Raw genomic sequence first — 18,743 nt, 5'->3', positions numbered from 1 at the left:
TTTTGGAGTATAATAAAGTAACAAAACAAAGATACAACAAGGAAGTGGTATTATGAAAATGACTATCCATGGAAAACAATTAGTTATAACTGATGCGATCAAAAATTATGCAGAGACTAAACTAGGGAGGGTTGAAAAGTATCACGATGGAATAATAGAATTGGCTATTAATTTATCAGCGGTAAAATTAAAAACTGGTAATTATCATACAGTAGAGGTTCTAGCATATCTTGGTGGAAGTACAGTAAAAGCTTCTTGTACAGATGTAGATCTATATGCAGCTATTGACCAAGTCTCAGATATTTTAGAGGGACAATTGAAAAAACATAAGGCTAAAATAAGAGATGCAGTTCAATCAAGAGAACCAATGATTAGAAAAGTTAAGTATGACCCAGAAACAAGTACAGTTGAAAAAGAGGCAGCTGTAAATGTTGTAAAGGTGTATCTACCACCTAAGCCAATGGATGTAGAGGAGGCTATACTTCAATTAGAGATATTAAATAAAGTTTTCTTCCCATTCACAAATGCTGAAACAGGAGAGATGAATATAGTTTATAAGAGAAAAGATGGAGATTATGGACATATCCAACCATCTAAATAATAGATAATATAAGAGACTACCTTAAGGTAGTCTCTTTTTAGCTATGATACTTATTAGTAGAGCTGTAATAACAAATAGTGATGCTCCAATTAAGAATATAGACTTATAACTTAGATAATCTATAATTATTCCTGAAATAAAAATACTTAAAAGAAAAAATAGTTTACTAGAGCTTATAAAAATTCCTAGATATTTTCCTAAAAGATTTTGAGGTATCTCTTTTTGAATAAAAGATGTTAGACCAACATCAAAAAAGGAAGCTTGTATTCCAAAGAGAAGCATAGCTACTATATAGATAGCTGTAGTGAATTTTAAATCTAAAGATATAAAGATAGGAAGAGAAAATAGTAAAAAAATTCCACCTAATTTATAAAAGATCTTTGAAAAATATGAAAGAGCAATATTTTTGACTCTTAATGCAAATAGACTTGCACCAAAGATCATACCAATGTAGAAACAACTCTGTATGATACCAAAAATTTTACTATCAATTTGAAATACTTTATTTATTAGATATGGAATAGTAACTGAAAAAGTAAGACCATATCCAATGTTAAAAATAATTCCTGTGACAACAATTAATTTAAGTAGATCATTACTTTTATCTGCAATACTTTCTAAAGTTTCCTCACTCTCTTCAATATTTTTATTACTAAAGGTTAAGAAAAAATTAGTAATAATTACTATAAAAAGACAAAAAATATTTAAAATTAAGATAGATTGAATTTTTAAAAATGAGTATAGAAATCCACCGATAATAGGAGCTAAAACTCCACAGACAGAGTTTATAGTGGAATAGATAGAGTTAGCTTTTATCAACCAATTTTGAGAAAATAATAATGGAATACTTGCCTCAAAAGTGAGATAGACTAAAAATGAAAAAAGTTATTTAAAAGAATACCACTATAAATTAGATAAAGCATATTAAATTTTTCCCAAGAAAAAAATAAAATTAACATCAAAAGGAGATTTAGGGTATTAGCAAAGATGATTAAATGTTTCTTATGAACTATTTTATCAATTAATTTTCCTAAAAATGGTGCAGTGATGACTAGAGGTAAGATAGAAAAAGCAACATTTGTAGCTAAAATAATTCCTTTTTCAGTTTTTTCTAAAAGATATAGATTGGTAGCAAAATTGAAAGTAATATTTCCGATAGTAGCAATGATTAAGCCAAGTGGAAAAATAATCTTATTTTTTAAATTCTCCATAAATCTATCCCCCCCTTTATATTATTAATTGTATAAAAAATAAGAATTGCTTCATATATCAAGATATTGAGTAGAGTGATTCTATTTCAAAATTCTTTATAAATTCCACAATTCTTTAATTTTTTATAATTTTACATATGTACTATTTTGCAAGTAATTTTCATCATTTCCATTGATATAAAGTACAGTACCACCCTTTATATAATCTATTACCTCTTTAGAGATCTCTTCAGGAATAGCAGGACAACCGAGACTTCTTCCTAAAAATCCATATTTATTCATAAACTCCTTAGTGGCATAATCAGCCCCATGAACAACAATATTTCTATCTAAAGCATTTGAGTTAATACCAGGTTCTAAGCCTTTTAATCTAAGTGAGTAGCCATTACTTCCCATATAAGTATTATCAGTTAGATAAAATCCCAAGGAACTTTGGTATGAATTTCTTTTGTTAGAAAATTTTATAGCAGTATCTAAACCTGTGTTTTTTCCATGAGTGACATAAGTTAAGAAGTCAACCTTACTATTTTCTAAATCTATCACAAAAAATCTCTCTTCATTTGAAGGTTTAGAAAAATCTACAATTGTTATATATCCCTCTTTTTTATCTGCAATCTTATTATATCCATGAATAGCTTTTAAAAATGTAGAATACTCTAATTTATCTTCAAGTTTAAGATTTTTATAAACTTCTCTAATACTCTCTTCACTTTTCAAATCCAATCCAAAAGTTACCGATCCCAATAATGTCAAGCCTAAAATGATTTTCTTTAACACTTTCTGTTCTCACCTCAAATAATATAATCCATTATAAAAATTATATTTATTTTTTCTCAAAAAGTCAACAAAAATAGAAAGAGATTAGCAATTGTTATTTTATGTGGTATAATCTATTAATAGTACAAATACAGTATGGGGGAGTGGCTATGTATTTAAAAAAGTTAAAAATTAAAAATTGGCAATGTATAGATGAAACAGAGATAAAATTTGAAAATTTGATGCTTTTTATAGGACAGAGCAACAGTGGAAAATCTAGTATTATGTCTGCAATTATGTTTTTTTTAGGATATAGAAATTTTAGATCCAAAGATATTAGAGATGAGGAGCAACCACTAATCATAGAGGGAAGATTTTATAACTACTACAATAAAACTTTTCATTTAAAAAATATAGATGTGTCGAATAAAAATATCTGGTTAAAAGTAGAGAAAAATTTAGAAGAGGAAGCTAGATACTTTGTTTTAGTGGAGAATAGGTGGAATAGAATAAGTGAAAAAGAGTATATTACAATAACAGAGAGCACCCCATTGCTCTATATTCCATCTTTTTCTGATAGAGAGCAGTCGTGTTTTTTTATCAACTCATTATTAAATATACTTGAGAGCAAGAAAATAAATAGACCTGAAACAATAGATGAGATGATAGATACCTTTAATAAGTTGCAGAGTGATTATGTGAGTAGAGGCTTGTATAGAAATTTGATATTTGAAATTTTTAGATCTTTGGCTATCTACTCCAAAAAGAAAAAACACTCATTACTAGATAACTCACTTGTAATATTTGAAGAACCAGAGCTATATCTACATCCACAAAAAGAGAAAGAACTTTTTGAAAATATGTGTCTATTGACTAAACTAGGTTGTCAGATATATGTGACTACCCATTCAAGTAATTTTATCAACTTATATATGTATAAATCTATATGTATTGTGAGAAAGGAAAAGAGCATTGGAACAAAGGTATTTCAATTTAAAGGTTTCTTATTTTCAGGAGATGAGATCAAAAATTTTAATATGAACTACTGGATAAATCCTGATAGAGGAGAACTTTTCTTTGCTAAGAAGGTTATCTTGGTAGAGGGACAGACAGATAAAATTGTACTGGGATATCTCTCTAAAAGATTGGGAATATATAAATATGACTACTCCATATTGGAATGTGGTAGTAAAAGTCTAATTCCACAGTTTATAAAACTTTTAAATGTGTTTAAGATACCATATGTAGCTGTTTATGATAAGGACAATCATTTTTGGAGAACTCCAGAGGAGATAGAGAATTCTAAACAGAAAAATAAAACTATAAAAAATAGTGTGAACAAAGAGATTGGTACTTGGGTAGAGTTTGAAAATGATATTGAAGAGGAGATATATCAGGAGAATAGAGAGAGAAAAAATTATAAAAATAAGCCTTTTTATGCACTGAAAACAGTGACAGATTCTAAGTATGTAATACCTAAAAGATTGGAGATAAAGATTAGGAAGATATTTTCATAGATTTACTTTCATTTTATTTGACTAAATGTATAAATCTTGATATTATAAAATGGAAATGAAAGGTGGTAATTTATGAAATTTTTAAAAGCGATAAAAAATTTTTTGTTGAAGGTTTTACTTTTTGTTGTAAAAGAGCTTTTCTCTTTTATAATAAAATTTTTCTTAGTATTGATTGTGATAGCAACTATACTAGGAGGTGTATTAAAATACTCATCTAAAGAGGGTGAGAGTGTAATTAAAAATGGGAGCTATGTAGAGATTGATCTAGGGAAGGAGTATCCTGAAAGATTGGAGAATCTACCTAAATTTTTATTAGATGGAGAGAGTAATTTCTACTCACTTTTAACAAAATTAGATGGTATAAATAGAGATGAAAAGATAGATGGAGTTTTGTTAAAGGTGGATAATCTATCTCTAGATAGAGCTCAGATAGAGGAATTGGGAAGTAGATTGGATAGGTTGAGAGAGAGTGGAAAAAGAGTGGTAGTTTATGGTGTGGAGATGAACAATAGAAACTACTCATTAGCTCTACATGGAAGTGAAATTTATATGCCTGGAACAATGAGTGCAAATGTAAATATAACTGGGTACTATAGCCAATTAGCTTATTATAAGGGACTTGCAGATAGATTGGGAGTTAAATTCAATGTTATCCATGTGGGAGACTATAAGTCTTATGGAGAGAATTTTACTAAGAATACAATGTCTAAAGAGTATAGAGAGAATATTGTAAGATTAAACGATAAGATATATAGCAACTTTATCAATAAGATTTCTGATAGAAGAAAGGTAAATAGAGAGTTGATAGATAGTAAAGTTTTAGCTGGTGACTTTGTTTTCTCAGAGCCATATCAAATGAAGAAATTTAATTTGATAGATGAGTTTGCTTATGAAGAGGAGATAAAAAGAGCCATAGGAGAGGATAAGATAGTAGCACTTTCAAACTATCAAGAGAACACTCAGATTTCAAAAGACAAGATAGCTATAATATATGCAGAAGGGACTATTGTTTTAAATGGAGAGAAGGGTGGAATTGGAAGTAGTGTTTTTCCAGCTCGAATTTTTAATGAGTTAGAAAAAGCTAAAAAAGATAGTTCTATCAAAGGAATTGTATTGAGAATAAACTCTCCAGGAGGATCAGCTTTAGCTTCAAATTTGATAAGTAATAGACTAAAAGAGATTAGCAAGGAGAAACCTGTATATATTTCTATTGGTGGAGTGGCTGCTTCAGGGGGATACTATATAGCAGCTAATGGGAATAAGATTTTTGCTGAGAAAGAGAGTATTACAGGATCAATAGGGGTGGTTAGTTTAATACCAAACTTTAATGAGATGATGAAAAAGATAGATGTAAATGTAGAGAGTGTAAAAAAGGGAGAGTATTCAGATCTATTCTCATTAACTAAAAATTTTACAGCAGAGGATGAGGAAAAGATATATGGCTCAAGTGTGAAGGTGTATAATGAGTTTTTAGATGTGGTAGCACAAGGAAGAGGTTTGGATAGAAATTATGTTCATACAATAGCACAAGGAAAAGTGTGGCTAGGAGAAGAGGGAAAAGAGTTGGGCTTAGTAGATGAGATAGGAGGATTGGAAGATACAATCTCATCACTGGCTAAGGAGTTAAACTTACAAAATTATAGCTGTGTGGAGATAGTAGAGAGCGAAAGTATAAATAGTGTGATTAAAGGATATATACCATTTAAAACATTTTTTAAGGAAATTTCAAGTATCTCATATGAAAAAGAGTTGTATTTTAAACCGATTTACTTTTTTCCATACAATATTTAGAAATATGTTGGAAAATTCTATAAATATGTGATATAATCACTCTTAGGGAACGAAAATATCAGGAGGAGAAAATATAATGGTAAGAAAATTAAAAGGTGGAAAAACATCACAAGGTGCAGGAAGCCAAATGAATATATTAAAACAAGCTCAAGCTATGCAACAACAAATGCTTTTAGTTCAAGAAGGGCTTAAAGAGAAAGAGTTAACATCTTCAGTTGGTGGAGGAGCTGTTACTGTAAGAGTTAATGGACAAAAAGAGTTATTAGAAGTTAAATTAACTGATGATATAGTTAAAGAGGCAGCTGAGGATAAAGAGATGTTAGAAGATCTAATCGTTTCTGCTGTTAAAGAAGCTATGAGACAAGCTGATGAGTTAGCTGAAAATGAGATGGGAAAAGTAACTGGTGGAATAAATATACCAGGATTATTCTAATTCAGTTTTGGTCAGGAGTTTTAGGAGAGATAAACACTAGGTTTATTTCTCCTTTTTTCTTTTGAGTAAAATATGGTATAATATAAGTAACGTACTTACTAGGAGGAGATGAATTATGAAAAAATTTTTAAAAACTGTATTAGGGATTTTCTTGATCTTAGCAAGTAATGCACTTGCTTGTACAGGAATTACAGTAAAGACAGGGGATAATAAGATGATACAGGGGAGAACAATAGAGTATGGAGAGGGAAATCTAAATAGTAAATTGGTAATCTCTCCAAGAGGAAAGGAGTATCAATCACTTACACCAGAGGGAAAATTTGAAGGACATAAATGGAAAGCAAAATATGGTTTTGTAGGTGCATCTCTGATAAATGAATTATTTATTGGAGAGGGGATAAATGAAGCTGGACTGAATGCAGGACTTTTCTATTTTCCACACTATGGAAGTTTGGCAAAATATGAGAAAAGTTCAGCTAAAAGATCTATTGTTGATATGCAATTTGTGAGTTGGATTCTTTCTAATTTCTCTACTGTTGAGGAGTTGAAGAAGGGATTAAAGGATATCAAAATAGTTAATATAGCTCTTGATGAAAAGGGGAATCCATTACCAACAGCACACTGGAGAGTTGGAGATGCTAATGGTGGAAATATAGTAATAGAGATTGTAAATAACGGTGAGGTAAAAATTCATGAAAATAAAGTTGGAGTTATCTCAAATTCACCAGACTATGAGTGGCATGTAAAAAACTTAAATAACTATGTCAATGCTTATGCAGGGAATGCACAGAGCTATGAATTAAATGGGCAAAAAATATTCTCATTTGGAGCTGGAACAGGAGCTTTAGGATTACCAGGAGATATAACTCCACCTTCAAGATTTGTAAGAGCTTTTTATTTCCTATCTACTATAAAACCAATAAACAATAGTAAAGAGGGAGTAGAGGAAGCTTTTCATATTTTAAATAACTTTGATATACCAATAGGGGTTGAATATTCAAAAGAGCATAAGCAATATATACCGAAAGATCTTCCAAGTGCAACACAATGGACAGCAATCAGTAGCTTAAATGATAGAGAGTTTTATTATAAAACTATGTATAACAGTCAAATTAGAAAGGTGGATTTGAAAAAAATTGACTTCTCAACTGTAAAATATCAAGCTAATCCATTGGATAAAAAACCAGAGGAGAGCATAGAGGAGTTAGTTTTCTAATTAAAAATGAAAGTAAGGGTAACTAAGAAAAAAATAAAAAATATAATTATAAAGATTAATGATATGGGAGAAGTTTTAGTGTCTGCTCCTTTAAATGTTCCAAATTACTATATAGAAAAGGTATTGAAGGAAAAAGAGGAATGGATAAGGGAGAGGTTAGAACTTCTGACAAAAAGAGAGAAAAAAATTGTACAGTATGATAGTGGAGAGATTTTCAGTTACTTGGGAAAGAGATATACAATAGAGATACAGCACTCTACTAAAGAGTATTGTCAATTAAAAAATGATAAATTTATAATATATTTAAAAGAGAATAGCTTTGAGAAAAGAAAAACTTTAATTAATACTTGGATCTGTGATAATTTTTGCCCTTTTATGATGGAACTCACTATGAATATTAGTGAAAAGATAGGCTATACTCCTGAAGTTGTAAAATTTAGAGATATGAAAACTAGATGGGGATCTTGTAATTCTAAAAATAGGAGTATAACATATAATTATCAGCTATATAAAAAGAGCAGAGAGATTATAGAGTATGTAGTTTTACATGAATTGTCACACATACCATATCCACATCATCAAAAAAGTTTTTGGGATTTTGTAGAAAAATATATGCCAGACTGGAAAATCAGAAGAAAACTGTTGAAGGAGAGTAGTGATGAATAGTCAATTAAAAAGTATAGCACTAATGTTAGTTTTAGGAATAGGTGTAATAGGGGTATATAATCATATGTATGGGGAGAAGAAGATCAGTGTAAAAGTAATAAATTCAAATGATTACTCTTCAACTTTTTCTAAGGAAGAGAGAGCAAAATTAGATGCTATAACTTCAGCTTCAGTAGTAGCAGAAAATTATATAAGAGAGTATACACCCAATGGATTTACAGATAGTGATAGTAAAAAAGCTATAGTAATAGTTGGGGAACCGAGAAAAAACTCGATAATGTATGATATGGTTTACACTACTATGAGATCTTTGGAGGAGAGTGGAGTAGAGGTTGAACTGAGAGATCTTTATAATATGAATTGGAATCCAGTATTACACCCTGATGAGTTTTATTCACAAAAAGATGGAATTGGCAGTGTTCCTGAAGATGTAGCAAAAGAGCAAGAGCTTATAAAAAAAGCTGACTATATAATTTTTATCTATCCAAATTGGCATGATTCTGCTACCTCAATAGTAAAAGGTTATCAAGAGAGAGTATTCTCTAGAAATTTTGCCTATGAAGTGGGAGAGAAGGGGCATAGAGGTTTACTTGCTGGAAAATCTATGTTTACAATTATGAACTGTGGATATTTAGGTGGTGGAAGAGGTTATATAGATGGCGGAAAAGGAATAGAAGATGAAAAATGGAATAAATATATGTTAGCTTATAAAGTTTTTGATGATGATACAGCAGATTGGTGGGGAGTAAAAAATTTAGGTAGGTTTATGAATGACAGATATCCACAACCTACCTCGACTAATTTTGAAAAAGATCTAAATCAATTGAGAGAAGAGCTTAAAACAGAGATTTTAAAAGCTTTCTCACTAAATGCTAGATAATTATGATTTTAATTTAGTAACTAGATTCTCAAAGCCACAATTTTTAAAGATATCTCTTGCTTTTATAGAAGGGATATCTTTTGTTTTTATAGCTTCCATAATCTGTTTATCAAAAGGGATTTTTACATCTACTTCATATCCTTTTTCTCTGATAAACTTCTCTATTTGCTCACTGATTTCAGAGGATAGATCATACTTATTGATAATGAAGTATGGTCTCAATCTAAATCCTTCAACTAGAGTGATTACTCTTTCTAAATCGTGGAGTCCAGATAAAGTTGGTTCAGTAACAATAACCACCTTTTTTACTCCAGTCAAGGAGCTAATGACGTTACAAGCTATTCCAGGAGCTCCATCTAATATGATATATTCAGAATTACTACTCTTTGCTAATTCTTTAGCTTTTTTTCTAACTTGAGATACCAATTTACCAGAGTTTTCCTCTCCAGGAAAGAGAGTAGCATGAACCATCTTTCCATATTTAGTTTCTGAAACATAGATATTACCTGAATGATTTTCTTTCATAGTAATAGCATTGACAGGGCATATATATTCACATGCTCCACACCCTTCACATTTTTTAGGATTATCAATAGCATCAAATTTACAAACTTTATAACATTGTCCACAATCTATACATTTATCTCTGTCTAAAAAAGCCTTTTTCATACCAAAAAACTTTTCTTCACTTACTTCAGTTGGATTAAAAAGAATCTTTAAATTTGGAGCATCTACATCACAATCTGCAATGATTAGATTATTAAAATATGGAACTAATGATGATGAAATACTAGTCTTACCTGTACCACCTTTTCCTGAAATAACTAAAATCTCTTTAATTTCCATACTCTTTCACCTTTTTTAAAATATTTTTGAATATCTCTTGAGAGTCGGGAAGAGCATCTGCAATTATTTTTCCCTCTGAATAGGATTTTGTTACCTCTCTTGAAAAAGGAAGTTCTCCTAAAATCTCAATGGAGTTTTTATAACAAAAGTCTAAAATTTCACTGTTCTCATTATCAGCTTTGTTAATAACTATTCCAAAAGGAATCTCCATATCTTGCAGTAATTGAACAACCAATTTCATATCACTCAATCCAAAAGGAGAAGGTTCAGTAACTAATATAGCAAAATCACTACCTTCTAAGGCATTTACAGTGTTGCAAGAGGTACCAGGTGGACAATCTATTATGATATCTTCACTCTTTGCCATACTGTGAAGTTCCTTTATAATCTTTACTCCAGACATCTCACCAATGTTTAGTTTTCCATAAAGTAGATCAGAATTAAAATAACTCTTCTCTACAAATATCTTTCCAATCTCTCTCTTCTCCCAAGAGATAGCATTTGTAGGACAAACTAACTGACAACCACCACAGTCGTGACAGCTTTCACCAAATATGACAACACGATTTTTAGCTGGGATAATAGCATTAAACCTACAAAAATCACCACATTTTCCACAGAGAGTACATTTTTTCATATCAACCTTTGGAAAGTGATTGAAAATTGATACCTCTTGAGAAGTTTTTCCCTTTAAAAAGATATGTGAATTTGGTTCCTCTATATCTGTATCTATTAGAAGAGATTTAGTTACAAAGGCAAAACTACTACTGAAAGTAGTTTTACCTGTACCTCCTTTACCACTTAAAACGGCTATTTTCATAGGGCATCTACGCCATTCTTAAACCTGAAAATTGTGATGAGAACAGATGTTTTTCAAGTTTACCCTCATGGTAGTTTTTCAATACCTCTTCTACAGTAGTACATTCTCCAAGCTTATATACAGGGATCTCAAACTCTTCGATCAATGTTTCAGCCTTAGGTCCTATCTCCCCAGCAATTATCACTTCAACTCCAAGAGAGACCAGTTTTTTTACAACTTTTAATCCAGCACCAGTAACTTCATCTTTGGCATCATTTTCAATTATCTCATATTGGTTACTCTCATCATCTAAAATAATGAAATATCCAGCTCTTCCAAATCTCTTATCAACTTTAGAATCATAATTTTCTTCTTCAAGTCCTATTGCAATTTTCATAGTTCATCTCCTAAATATTAGTGTTCACATTTGTGTCCTTCATCATGGTGATGATGAGCACAAGCAGATCCTTTAGAGTATAGAGCTCCATCTAAGAATACTTTTAAAACACTAGCAATATTTCCACTAGCTCCTAATATTACTTGTCCACCATTTTCTTTTATAAGATCAATAGCTCTTTGTCCCATTCCACCTGTGATAACTACATTGATATTGTTATCAGCTATGAATCTAGGGAATACTCCAGGTGCATGTTCAGGTGCTTCTAGAACCTCTCTATTAACTATTTTTCCATCTTCAATTGAGAATACAACAAACTTAGCACAATGACCAAAATGCTCCTCTACATTTACTTCGTCATTTGTTGGGAACCCCACTCTTAAAATTTCATTTGTCATTATAACCATCTCCTGTGTTTTTTAATTTTATTGCTTTGTGATGTAATAGACCATCTAATATCTTTTTTCTTCCAGAACTTAAAAGTCTTTGTACAGTACCTCTTGAGATTTTCATAATCTCAGCTGTTTCAATCTGACTCTTATTCTCAAAATCACATAATCTAACAGCTTCTAATTCATCTATCTCAATCTCAACCATCTCCATCTCAAAGAGAGGAACTCCTACAGGTTTAAAGACTCTTTCATTTTCTAAGATACGGCAACATCTTTGTTTTTTACATCTTGGCATAAAATCCTCCTAATATATTATGTGCATATGCACAAATAAAGTATACTCCTCTTAATTATCTTTGTCAAGCAAATAAAAAATTTAGGTAAAGAAAAAGGAAAAAAATTACTGTAATCAGTAGTTTTTTTCCTTGAATATAATTAATTATTGATTTAAAAATAGTTCAAATTTATTTTTTAATTCTTGAGGTAAAAATTTCTCATAATATTTTAGAAATTTTATTCCTGGAATATAGTTTTTATTATTTTTTACAATCTCTAAATACTCTTTTTCAATACTTTGTACAGAGTAGAAATCACTCTTATCAACTATATCTAAAAGTTCAGAGATGATAGATATCTTTTGATTTTCTACATTCTCCAAAGAGTTAGATACTACTAGAGCCTCTAAATAATAAGCCTTGGCATCTTTTAATTTATTTAGTACCGTAGCCCCATTAGCAAGAGTTTTTAATATCTCTAGCATCTCGATTGAACATTCAGATTGCTCACTTAGATTGTGTTTACATTTTTCATAATATTTCTTTATATTTTCTTTATCATCTATTTCAATAGCTATCTTTATAATCTCGCTATATCCTAGACACTTTTCCTTCTCTCCTCTTCCTTTTACAAGAGAAGCATACTCTTTTATTGATTCCTCAGTATTTCCCTGTTTATTTAAAATCTCAGCAATTAAGTTTCTGAAAACATAGATACTTTCATCATCTTTACTTTTTTTCAAAAGAGCCTTAGTTGTTTCTAGAGCAACATCATAACATTGAGCAGCTATTAAAGCCTTGATATAAGCATAATCTAATTCATCATACTTTTGAGGATGCTTATTCTTCTCTAAATTGTTGCAGAATTTTTTATAGATGTAGATAGCTCCTTGTGGATCTTGTAGTTGCTCACTTATAAAGAACATATCCAATAATTTATTCTTTAAATCTCTAATTTTTCTAACACCGTGAAATGATTTTAAAAGATAATCTCTAGCTAAAAGATATCTCTTTCTATTTTTGAATCTTAGATAAAGTTTTTCACAAAACTCCTCTCTCTCCTTGTGTTGTAACTCGTAAAGAGCTTCCTCAATGATCCAAAGATTTTCATTGCTGATATCTATCTCACTAAGTAGCATATTGTTAAGAAATTCAATAGCTTGTTCCTCTTTTGTTTTCATTAGATTAGAGATAGATATCTCCTCTCTAATCCCTCTTGAAAGAAGAATTTTTTGTAGATTTTTACATAGTATTTTTGCAGTTTTTTCAGTAAGAGATCTCTTTCCAATTTCGATCATACCTAAAAAAACTCTGGTGATATCCTCACCTACTAATTCCCCCTGTGTAATCTTATATTTTTTTCTTAATACCAATAATTTTTCCTCTGGCGATAAGAACATAATACTCCCCCTTAATAGTTATATAATACAGTGTTATTATATAATATTTTTTGTTTTCTGTATAGAGGGTTTATGAAAAAAAGATAGATATATCATCAAAAATTATACTTTTTTTGATCATTTTTATAAAAAATTATAAAAATTTAGATTTTATTAATAAAAAAGATAGTGTAAGGAAAACTCTTGTTGATATTTTATACTCTACATATTATAATTAATATGTAGATTCTATACAGTAAGAGGTGAAAGAATGGAAATAAAAGCAGTAGCATTGGATTTAGATGGAACATTATTGGATTCTAATAAAAAGATTTCACAAGAGAATAGAAAAATTTTAAAACTTTTAGAAAGCAAGGGAGTAAAGATCATCATTGTGACTGGAAGAACCTATATCTCTGCCAAACCATATGCTGAGATGCTAGATATGGATAGCTTTGTAATAGCATACAATGGAGCAAAGGTTGTAAACTATAGAAATGATGAGGTTGTATTGGAGCTACCCCTAGAGGAGAGATATGCTAGAAGAATCATAGAGTTGGCTCAAGATAGGGATTTTCATATAAATCTATATCAGGATAACTGTTGGTTTGTAGAGGAATTGGATAGAGATGAAACAAGACACTATTCTAAGATGACGGGATTAACTCCTGTAGCTAAGGATTTTAAAAGCTTTGAAGACTATAATATGACTAAGATAACTATTCAAGATATGGCAAACTCTCAAGAGTTTAATGAGTTTTGCAAACATATAGAAAATAGTTTTAAGGGTGAGGTTTATACAGCTAAATCTCAAAACTTTCTATTTGAAGTGTTGAATAAAAATGTAAATAAAGGATTGATTTTAGAAAGAGTATTAAAAAGTTATGGGATATCGTTAGATGAGTGTGTAGCTTTTGGAGATGCTAGAAATGACTTGGAGATGTTGAAAATGGTAAAATATGGAGTTGCTATGGGTAACTCTGATCTAGGTTTAAAAGAACAGGTGAACTATGTGACAGATACCAATGATAATGATGGGGTAGCAAAATTTTTAAAAAAATATTTTTTGACACAATTTGTAAAATATGATAAAATTTAAAAATAATCAAAAGCAATAATTAAGCACAAATAGGGGAAAAATTAACCCCTTTATTTTAGATATGGAGGTAAGAATGAAAGAAAATAGTATTGTTATACTAGACTTTGGTTCTCAGTACAATCAATTGATTGCTAGAAGAGTCAGAGAAATGGGTGTTTATGCTGAAGTTGTTCCTTACTTTGAACCTTTAGACAAAATACTTGCTAGAAAGCCAAAGGGAATAATTTTATCAGGGGGACCTGCTTCTGTTTATTTAGAAGGAGCACCAACTATAGACAAGGAGCTATATGCACAAGGGATACCAGTATTAGGTATTTGTTACGGAATGCAATTGACTACTCACTTAATGGGTGGAGAGGTAGCAAGAGCTGACAAGCAAGAGTTTGGAAAAGCTGAATTAGTAATAGATGAGATTGATAGCCCTCTATTCCAAGATGTTCCAAATAATTCAAAAGTATGGATGAGTCACAATGACCATGTAACTAAAATGGCACCAGGATTTATCCAAATAGGGCATACAGATTCATGTGTTGCTGCTACTTACAATAAAGATATCAATACTTATTGTATTCAATTCCATGCTGAAGTTACTCACTCAGAATATGGAACACAAATTCTTAAAAACTTTGTATTTAATGTAGCTGGTTGTGAAAAAAATTGGTCTATGGGTAACTACATAGAGGAAACAATAAAGAATATTAGAGAGACTGTAGGAGATAAGAAAGTATTATTAGGACTTTCAGGAGGAGTTGACTCTTCTGTTGCTGCTACTCTTATTCATAAAGCAATTGGAGATCAATTAACTTGTATCTTCGTTGATACAGGACTTTTAAGAAAAGATGAAGCTAAAAAAGTTATGGAGATCTATGGAGAAAACTTCCATATGAACATCAAATGTATAGATGCTGAAGAGAGATTCCTATCTAAGTTAGCTGGTGTATCTGATCCTGAAACAAAAAGAAAAATAATAGGAAAAGAGTTTATTGAGGTATTTGATGAAGAGGCTGCTAAATTAACAGATGTTGAGTTCTTAGCACAAGGAACTATCTATCCAGATGTTATTGAGTCTATGTCTGTAAAAGGACCTTCTATGACAATAAAATCTCACCACAATGTTGGTGGACTTCCTGAAGATATGAAATTCAAACTTCTTGAGCCATTAAGAGAGTTATTCAAAGATGAAGTAAGAAAAGTTGGAAGAGAGTTAGGAATTCCTGATCATATGGTTGATAGACATCCATTCCCAGGACCAGGACTTGGAATTAGAATATTAGGTGAAGTTGATAAACAAAAAGCTGATATCTTAAGAGAAGCTGACGATATATTTATCGAAGAGCTAAGAAATGCTGACCTATATAATAAAGTAAGCCAAGCTTTTGTTGTACTATTACCAGTAAAATCTGTTGGAGTAATGGGAGACGAGAGAACTTATGAGTATACAGCAGTTTTAAGATCTGCTAATACTATTGACTTTATGACTGCTACTTGGTCACACTTACCATTTGACTTCTTAGAGAGAGTTTCTAATAGAATCTTAAATGAGGTTAAAGGTATTAATAGATTGGCCTATGATATCTCATCTAAGCCACCTGCAACTATCGAGTGGGAATAATAGCTGATTTTTAAACTAACCATTGATTTCATTGAATTGGTTTATATTGAAAAATAGCTCTGACAATAAAATGACAATGTTTTAAAAATTTACCCCTAGTAATTTACTAGGGGTTGTTTATTTTTATTTTCTTGAAAAATTTATTCATTTGAATTATAATTATGATATAGATCATTAAGGGTTGGTGAGAAAAAGAAGTGCCTAAAATTATACTGAATGATACTCTTGTTGAAAATAAAATAGTAAATAATATTTTTATAAATTTTACACAAAAAGAATCTGTTCTTTTTATTTCAATTCTAGAAATTTTTCTTTCACTGATAAATGAAGAGAATTTAAAAAAATATTATAATCAATCAAAACAATATTTAACAGTTAAGGAGCTTGGATATTTATATTGTAGTTCTAATATAAATAAAGATAGTGGGCTTGTAGGAAAAGTATTTGAAAGATTTGTGTATGATTTGATTATATCAAAAGATGAGAAAATAACAGAGTTTTTAGTAGGAGCTTTATCAAAATTAGATGCAATTGACTATAATAATCAAACTAATACTTATTTTCAAAATTTTGGTCAGGTAAATAAAATTAGTGATGAAGTTGATGTGATATTATGGGCTGATGAAAAAGGAGAATGGATAAAGGATAGTAACATTAATTTGACTTTAAATTGTATAAATGAAAATGATATTATTGTTGTGAAAGGTAAGGCATATAAATTTAAAGAGGTATTAAAAGCTATATCATATAATAATGGAATTTATGGAAATCTAGGAAAAGCAGACCTATTTGTAAAACAGAGAGGGTATAATATTTGGCATGGAGTTAATATAAAAAAGAATATAGAAGATTTAAAAATGACTTCTAATAAATATAAAAATTTAGATATAGGGATTGCTTTGACTACAAATAAATTAGATTATATGAAGAAAGAACTTATATATAATGGGTATCATTTTTTTAATGAACAACTTCCAGAAAATAAGTATGTCTATGTTATTCCTCAAGAAAAGTATATTGGGGAAATGGTTGAATATGAGATAAATAATATGAAATTCTTTTTAAATAATATAGTTTGCAAAGATTCTAACTCAAGTAATTCAAATAGTGAGTTAGCCTTTTTGTCAAATATCTATAAATTTCTCTTTTTTTATAGAGATGAAAGTATATTTAAAATTATTAAATATTTAGAGAATAATTTAAAACAAGATGGAATTTTTCTTCCAGAACGTATTTATTTAGAAAATAATATTGGAAGTTTTATGATTAATGGAAATATTGAGATTTCTACTAAATATGGAGATAGTATAGATAATGAGGTTATGGAAAAGAGTTATTCAGCATAAAAAAATAGTAATATTTTTAATAATAATTTAGTTGTAAATCTTATATTGATGTTATGTTAAATTATTAATAAAAAGTCAAAATTATCTAAATGTAAAAAAGGAGAAGTTATGGATAGATTATACTATATAGAATTTTCACATATAATTATTTTTCAGGAAGTGGAAATAGGAATGGAAACAGAGGATGCTATGATAACAGCTTTGGGTTGTTCTCTAAATAAGATACCTAAAAAGTTTTTAACTGATGAATACTCATATTATAATGGAAATATTTGTATATTTAGAAGAAGTAAAGAGGAGCTTTTAGTTGCTTTTAGAAATTATAAAGAGAGAATTTTTAAAAATATTGAAGAGATAGAAAAAGAATTAGAAGCTTAAATAAAAAGAGCTATAAACTAATAAGAAATATTAGTCTATAGCCTTTTTTAGATAGTGATACTATTTATTTTAAAATCAACTATTGAATTTTTAAGAGTTTCAATAAACTCGTCAGATGGAACTACTAGATTATTGATATTTTTTTCTCTTACTCCAATAGGTCTATATTTAATTATCTTATATCTAATATCCGTTCCTGAGAGTATAGTTGCAACATTTTTAACTAAATTTTTACAATCTAATAGATTAGGAACAATGACACTTCGTACTTCATATAGCTTTCCAATTTCTTTTAAAAACTCTATATTTTTAAGAGGATTAGTATTTTCAAAAGCTACTAAATTTAGATGCTCCTCTTTCTTCCAAGCTTTAATATCAAGCATAAATGCATCTGTAATCTCTACAAATTTCTCATACTTTTTTTCAGAGAGATCTAGGCTTCCATTTGTATCAACAAAGCAAGTGAGATCAGGAAAAATAGATTTAACCTCTTTAAAAAGTTCAGTAAGAAATTTATATTGTAAAGTACACTCCCCACCACTAACTGTGATACCTTTAATAAATGGCTTTACTCTTTTGATCTCCTTGAGAAGATATTGTACATCAACTAGCTCTATTTTTGGAGAAGAGGAGTTTTTACAAAATTTAATACATAGATCACAGTTAACACAAGTTTCTTTATTCCAGATAACAAGTCCATTCTCATCAAAAGAGAGGGATTTAGTAGGACAGACATTTAAACACGCACCACAAGAGTTACACATACTTATTGTTTCTGGATTATGACAGTAAAGACAGTTAAAATTGCAACCTTGAAAAAATATTGACATTCTATTGCCTGGACCATCAACATTTGAAAATTTTATAATCTTATTTAATGGAGCTGCTAGATTACTTTCCATATCTCAATCTTCTTTCTAAAGCTTTAGCATTATCTCTAGCACCCTTACCAAGTATGGTAGTATCTCTAAGTACCTGCTCTCCTCTATCTAATTTTGCCATTTCAGATTTTTTAACTAAATATCCTGTGACTCTAACTACATCACTATCAGAACCATATAGAGAGAAGAATCTCATCTCATTGGCAAAAGCTCCCTTTATTATATCCAAGATAGCTTCAATATTGTTGTTGTATGTTTGATCAAAGAT

The 18,743-nt window shown here is 29.9% G+C and carries 22 protein-coding genes; 11 read left to right on the top strand and 11 right to left on the bottom strand.

Translation table 11 applies throughout. From position 1 onward, the window contains the following. The first annotated feature begins 52 nt into the window (after window positions 1-52). The gene (hpf, locus tag ABNK64_RS01675; protein WP_291255870.1) at window positions 53-601 is read left to right on the top strand and encodes a ribosome hibernation-promoting factor, HPF/YfiA family; all 549 of its coding nucleotides are present in this window, start codon (window positions 53-55) and stop codon (window positions 599-601) included. A 21-nt stretch (window positions 602-622) separates the two neighbouring features. Here hpf and ABNK64_RS01670 read toward each other — a convergent pair whose 3' ends face one another. The 3 genes from ABNK64_RS01670 to ABNK64_RS01660 all read right to left on the bottom strand — a co-directional run bounded on the left by ABNK64_RS01670 (window position 623) and on the right by ABNK64_RS01660 (window position 2,589). Next, on the bottom strand, window positions 623-1,447 hold the full coding sequence (locus ABNK64_RS01670) for an MFS transporter (RefSeq protein WP_349763363.1): 825 nt from the start codon (window positions 1,445-1,447) through the stop codon (window positions 623-625). 23 nt (window positions 1,448-1,470) lie between these two features. Beyond that, window positions 1,471-1,812: a hypothetical protein gene (locus tag ABNK64_RS01665; RefSeq protein ID WP_349763276.1), complete on the bottom strand. Its 342-nt coding sequence runs from the start codon at window positions 1,810-1,812 to the stop codon at window positions 1,471-1,473. A 123-nt stretch (window positions 1,813-1,935) separates the two neighbouring features. Beyond that, entirely contained in the window at window positions 1,936-2,589 is a 654-nt protein-coding gene (locus ABNK64_RS01660; RefSeq protein ID WP_291258719.1) for a murein L,D-transpeptidase catalytic domain family protein, read from the bottom strand. 149 nt (window positions 2,590-2,738) lie between these two features. Here ABNK64_RS01660 and ABNK64_RS01655 point away from each other — a divergent pair, with 149 nt between their 5' ends. The 6 genes from ABNK64_RS01655 (at window position 2,739) to ABNK64_RS01630 (ending at window position 9,071) form a co-directional block, all read left to right on the top strand. Further along, a complete protein-coding gene (locus ABNK64_RS01655; RefSeq protein WP_349763275.1) occupies window positions 2,739-4,085 on the top strand; it encodes an ATP-dependent nuclease in 1,347 nt (448 codons plus the stop codon). Between the two features lie 72 nt (window positions 4,086-4,157). Next, on the top strand, window positions 4,158-5,876 hold the full coding sequence (sppA, locus tag ABNK64_RS01650) for a signal peptide peptidase SppA (RefSeq protein ID WP_349763274.1): 1,719 nt from the start codon (window positions 4,158-4,160) through the stop codon (window positions 5,874-5,876). 76 nt (window positions 5,877-5,952) lie between these two features. After that, window positions 5,953-6,309, top strand: coding sequence for a YbaB/EbfC family nucleoid-associated protein (locus ABNK64_RS01645; protein WP_291255875.1), 357 nt, complete (start codon window positions 5,953-5,955; stop codon window positions 6,307-6,309). Between the two features lie 115 nt (window positions 6,310-6,424). Beyond that, window positions 6,425-7,525 carry a linear amide C-N hydrolase gene (locus ABNK64_RS01640; RefSeq protein ID WP_349763273.1) on the top strand — a complete coding sequence of 367 codons (1,101 nt, stop codon included), beginning with the start codon at window positions 6,425-6,427 and terminating at the stop codon, window positions 7,523-7,525. A 6-nt stretch (window positions 7,526-7,531) separates the two neighbouring features. Next, window positions 7,532-8,191, top strand: a complete 660-nt coding sequence (locus ABNK64_RS01635) for a M48 family metallopeptidase (RefSeq protein WP_291255877.1) — start codon at window positions 7,532-7,534, stop codon at window positions 8,189-8,191. Beyond that, window positions 8,184-9,071, top strand: coding sequence for an NAD(P)H-dependent oxidoreductase (locus ABNK64_RS01630; RefSeq protein ID WP_349763272.1), 888 nt, complete (start codon window positions 8,184-8,186; stop codon window positions 9,069-9,071). Before ABNK64_RS01635 ends, ABNK64_RS01630 begins: the two co-directional genes overlap by 8 nt. Here the strand turns inward: ABNK64_RS01630 and ABNK64_RS01625 are convergent, their stop codons facing one another. From ABNK64_RS01625 to ABNK64_RS01600, 6 genes are all read right to left on the bottom strand, one after another. After that, entirely contained in the window at window positions 9,072-9,917 is an 846-nt protein-coding gene (locus tag ABNK64_RS01625) for an ATP-binding protein (RefSeq protein ID WP_349763271.1), read from the bottom strand. Continuing rightward, entirely contained in the window at window positions 9,907-10,737 is an 831-nt protein-coding gene (locus ABNK64_RS01620) for a nucleotide-binding protein (RefSeq protein WP_349763270.1), read from the bottom strand. The genes ABNK64_RS01625 and ABNK64_RS01620 overlap by 11 nt, the downstream gene beginning before the upstream one ends. 7 nt (window positions 10,738-10,744) lie before the next feature. Beyond that, a complete protein-coding gene (locus ABNK64_RS01615; RefSeq protein WP_300342261.1) occupies window positions 10,745-11,113 on the bottom strand; it encodes a NifB/NifX family molybdenum-iron cluster-binding protein in 369 nt (122 codons plus the stop codon). Between the two features lie 17 nt (window positions 11,114-11,130). Then, a complete protein-coding gene (locus ABNK64_RS01610; RefSeq protein WP_291255882.1) occupies window positions 11,131-11,511 on the bottom strand; it encodes a NifB/NifX family molybdenum-iron cluster-binding protein in 381 nt (126 codons plus the stop codon). Continuing rightward, entirely contained in the window at window positions 11,501-11,800 is a 300-nt protein-coding gene (locus ABNK64_RS01605) for a DUF134 domain-containing protein (RefSeq protein WP_291255883.1), read from the bottom strand. Before ABNK64_RS01605 ends, ABNK64_RS01610 begins: the two co-directional genes overlap by 11 nt. Before the next feature lie 144 nt (window positions 11,801-11,944). Continuing rightward, a complete protein-coding gene (locus tag ABNK64_RS01600) occupies window positions 11,945-13,180 on the bottom strand; it encodes a hypothetical protein (RefSeq protein ID WP_349763269.1) in 1,236 nt (411 codons plus the stop codon). 250 nt (window positions 13,181-13,430) lie between these two features. On the opposite strand from ABNK64_RS01600, the gene ABNK64_RS01595 reads away from it, so the two are divergent. The 4 genes from ABNK64_RS01595 (at window position 13,431) to ABNK64_RS01580 (ending at window position 17,594) form a co-directional block, all read left to right on the top strand. Beyond that, a complete protein-coding gene (locus ABNK64_RS01595) occupies window positions 13,431-14,258 on the top strand; it encodes a Cof-type HAD-IIB family hydrolase (RefSeq protein ID WP_300389376.1) in 828 nt (275 codons plus the stop codon). Between the two features lie 73 nt (window positions 14,259-14,331). Beyond that, window positions 14,332-15,870 carry a glutamine-hydrolyzing GMP synthase gene (guaA, locus tag ABNK64_RS01590; protein ID WP_349763268.1) on the top strand — a complete coding sequence of 513 codons (1,539 nt, stop codon included), beginning with the start codon at window positions 14,332-14,334 and terminating at the stop codon, window positions 15,868-15,870. A gap of 197 nt (window positions 15,871-16,067) precedes the next feature. Beyond that, the gene (locus ABNK64_RS01585) at window positions 16,068-17,216 is read left to right on the top strand and encodes a hypothetical protein (protein ID WP_349763267.1); all 1,149 of its coding nucleotides are present in this window, start codon (window positions 16,068-16,070) and stop codon (window positions 17,214-17,216) included. 108 nt (window positions 17,217-17,324) lie between these two features. Next, the gene (locus ABNK64_RS01580) at window positions 17,325-17,594 is read left to right on the top strand and encodes a hypothetical protein (RefSeq protein WP_349763266.1); all 270 of its coding nucleotides are present in this window, start codon (window positions 17,325-17,327) and stop codon (window positions 17,592-17,594) included. Window positions 17,595-17,641: 47 nt separating this feature from the next. Here ABNK64_RS01580 and ABNK64_RS01575 read toward each other — a convergent pair whose 3' ends face one another. Together ABNK64_RS01575 and ABNK64_RS01570 are read right to left on the bottom strand one after the other, a co-directional pair. Beyond that, window positions 17,642-18,496 (bottom strand): YjjW family glycine radical enzyme activase, encoded by an 855-nt coding sequence (locus tag ABNK64_RS01575; RefSeq protein ID WP_349763265.1) that lies wholly within the window; start codon window positions 18,494-18,496, stop codon window positions 17,642-17,644. Further along, window positions 18,486-18,743: glycyl radical enzyme domain-containing protein (locus ABNK64_RS01570; RefSeq protein ID WP_349763264.1), on the bottom strand; the 258-nt coding region annotated here is incomplete at its 5' end. The genes ABNK64_RS01575 and ABNK64_RS01570, both read right to left, overlap by 11 nt.

Source organism: Fusobacterium sp. SYSU M8D902, assembly GCF_040199715.1.
In the GTDB taxonomy this organism is placed as follows: domain Bacteria; phylum Fusobacteriota; class Fusobacteriia; order Fusobacteriales; family Fusobacteriaceae; genus Fusobacterium_A.
The sequence above is the reverse complement of the archived record's forward strand: the minus strand, read 5'-3'. Positions and strand labels throughout refer to the sequence as shown.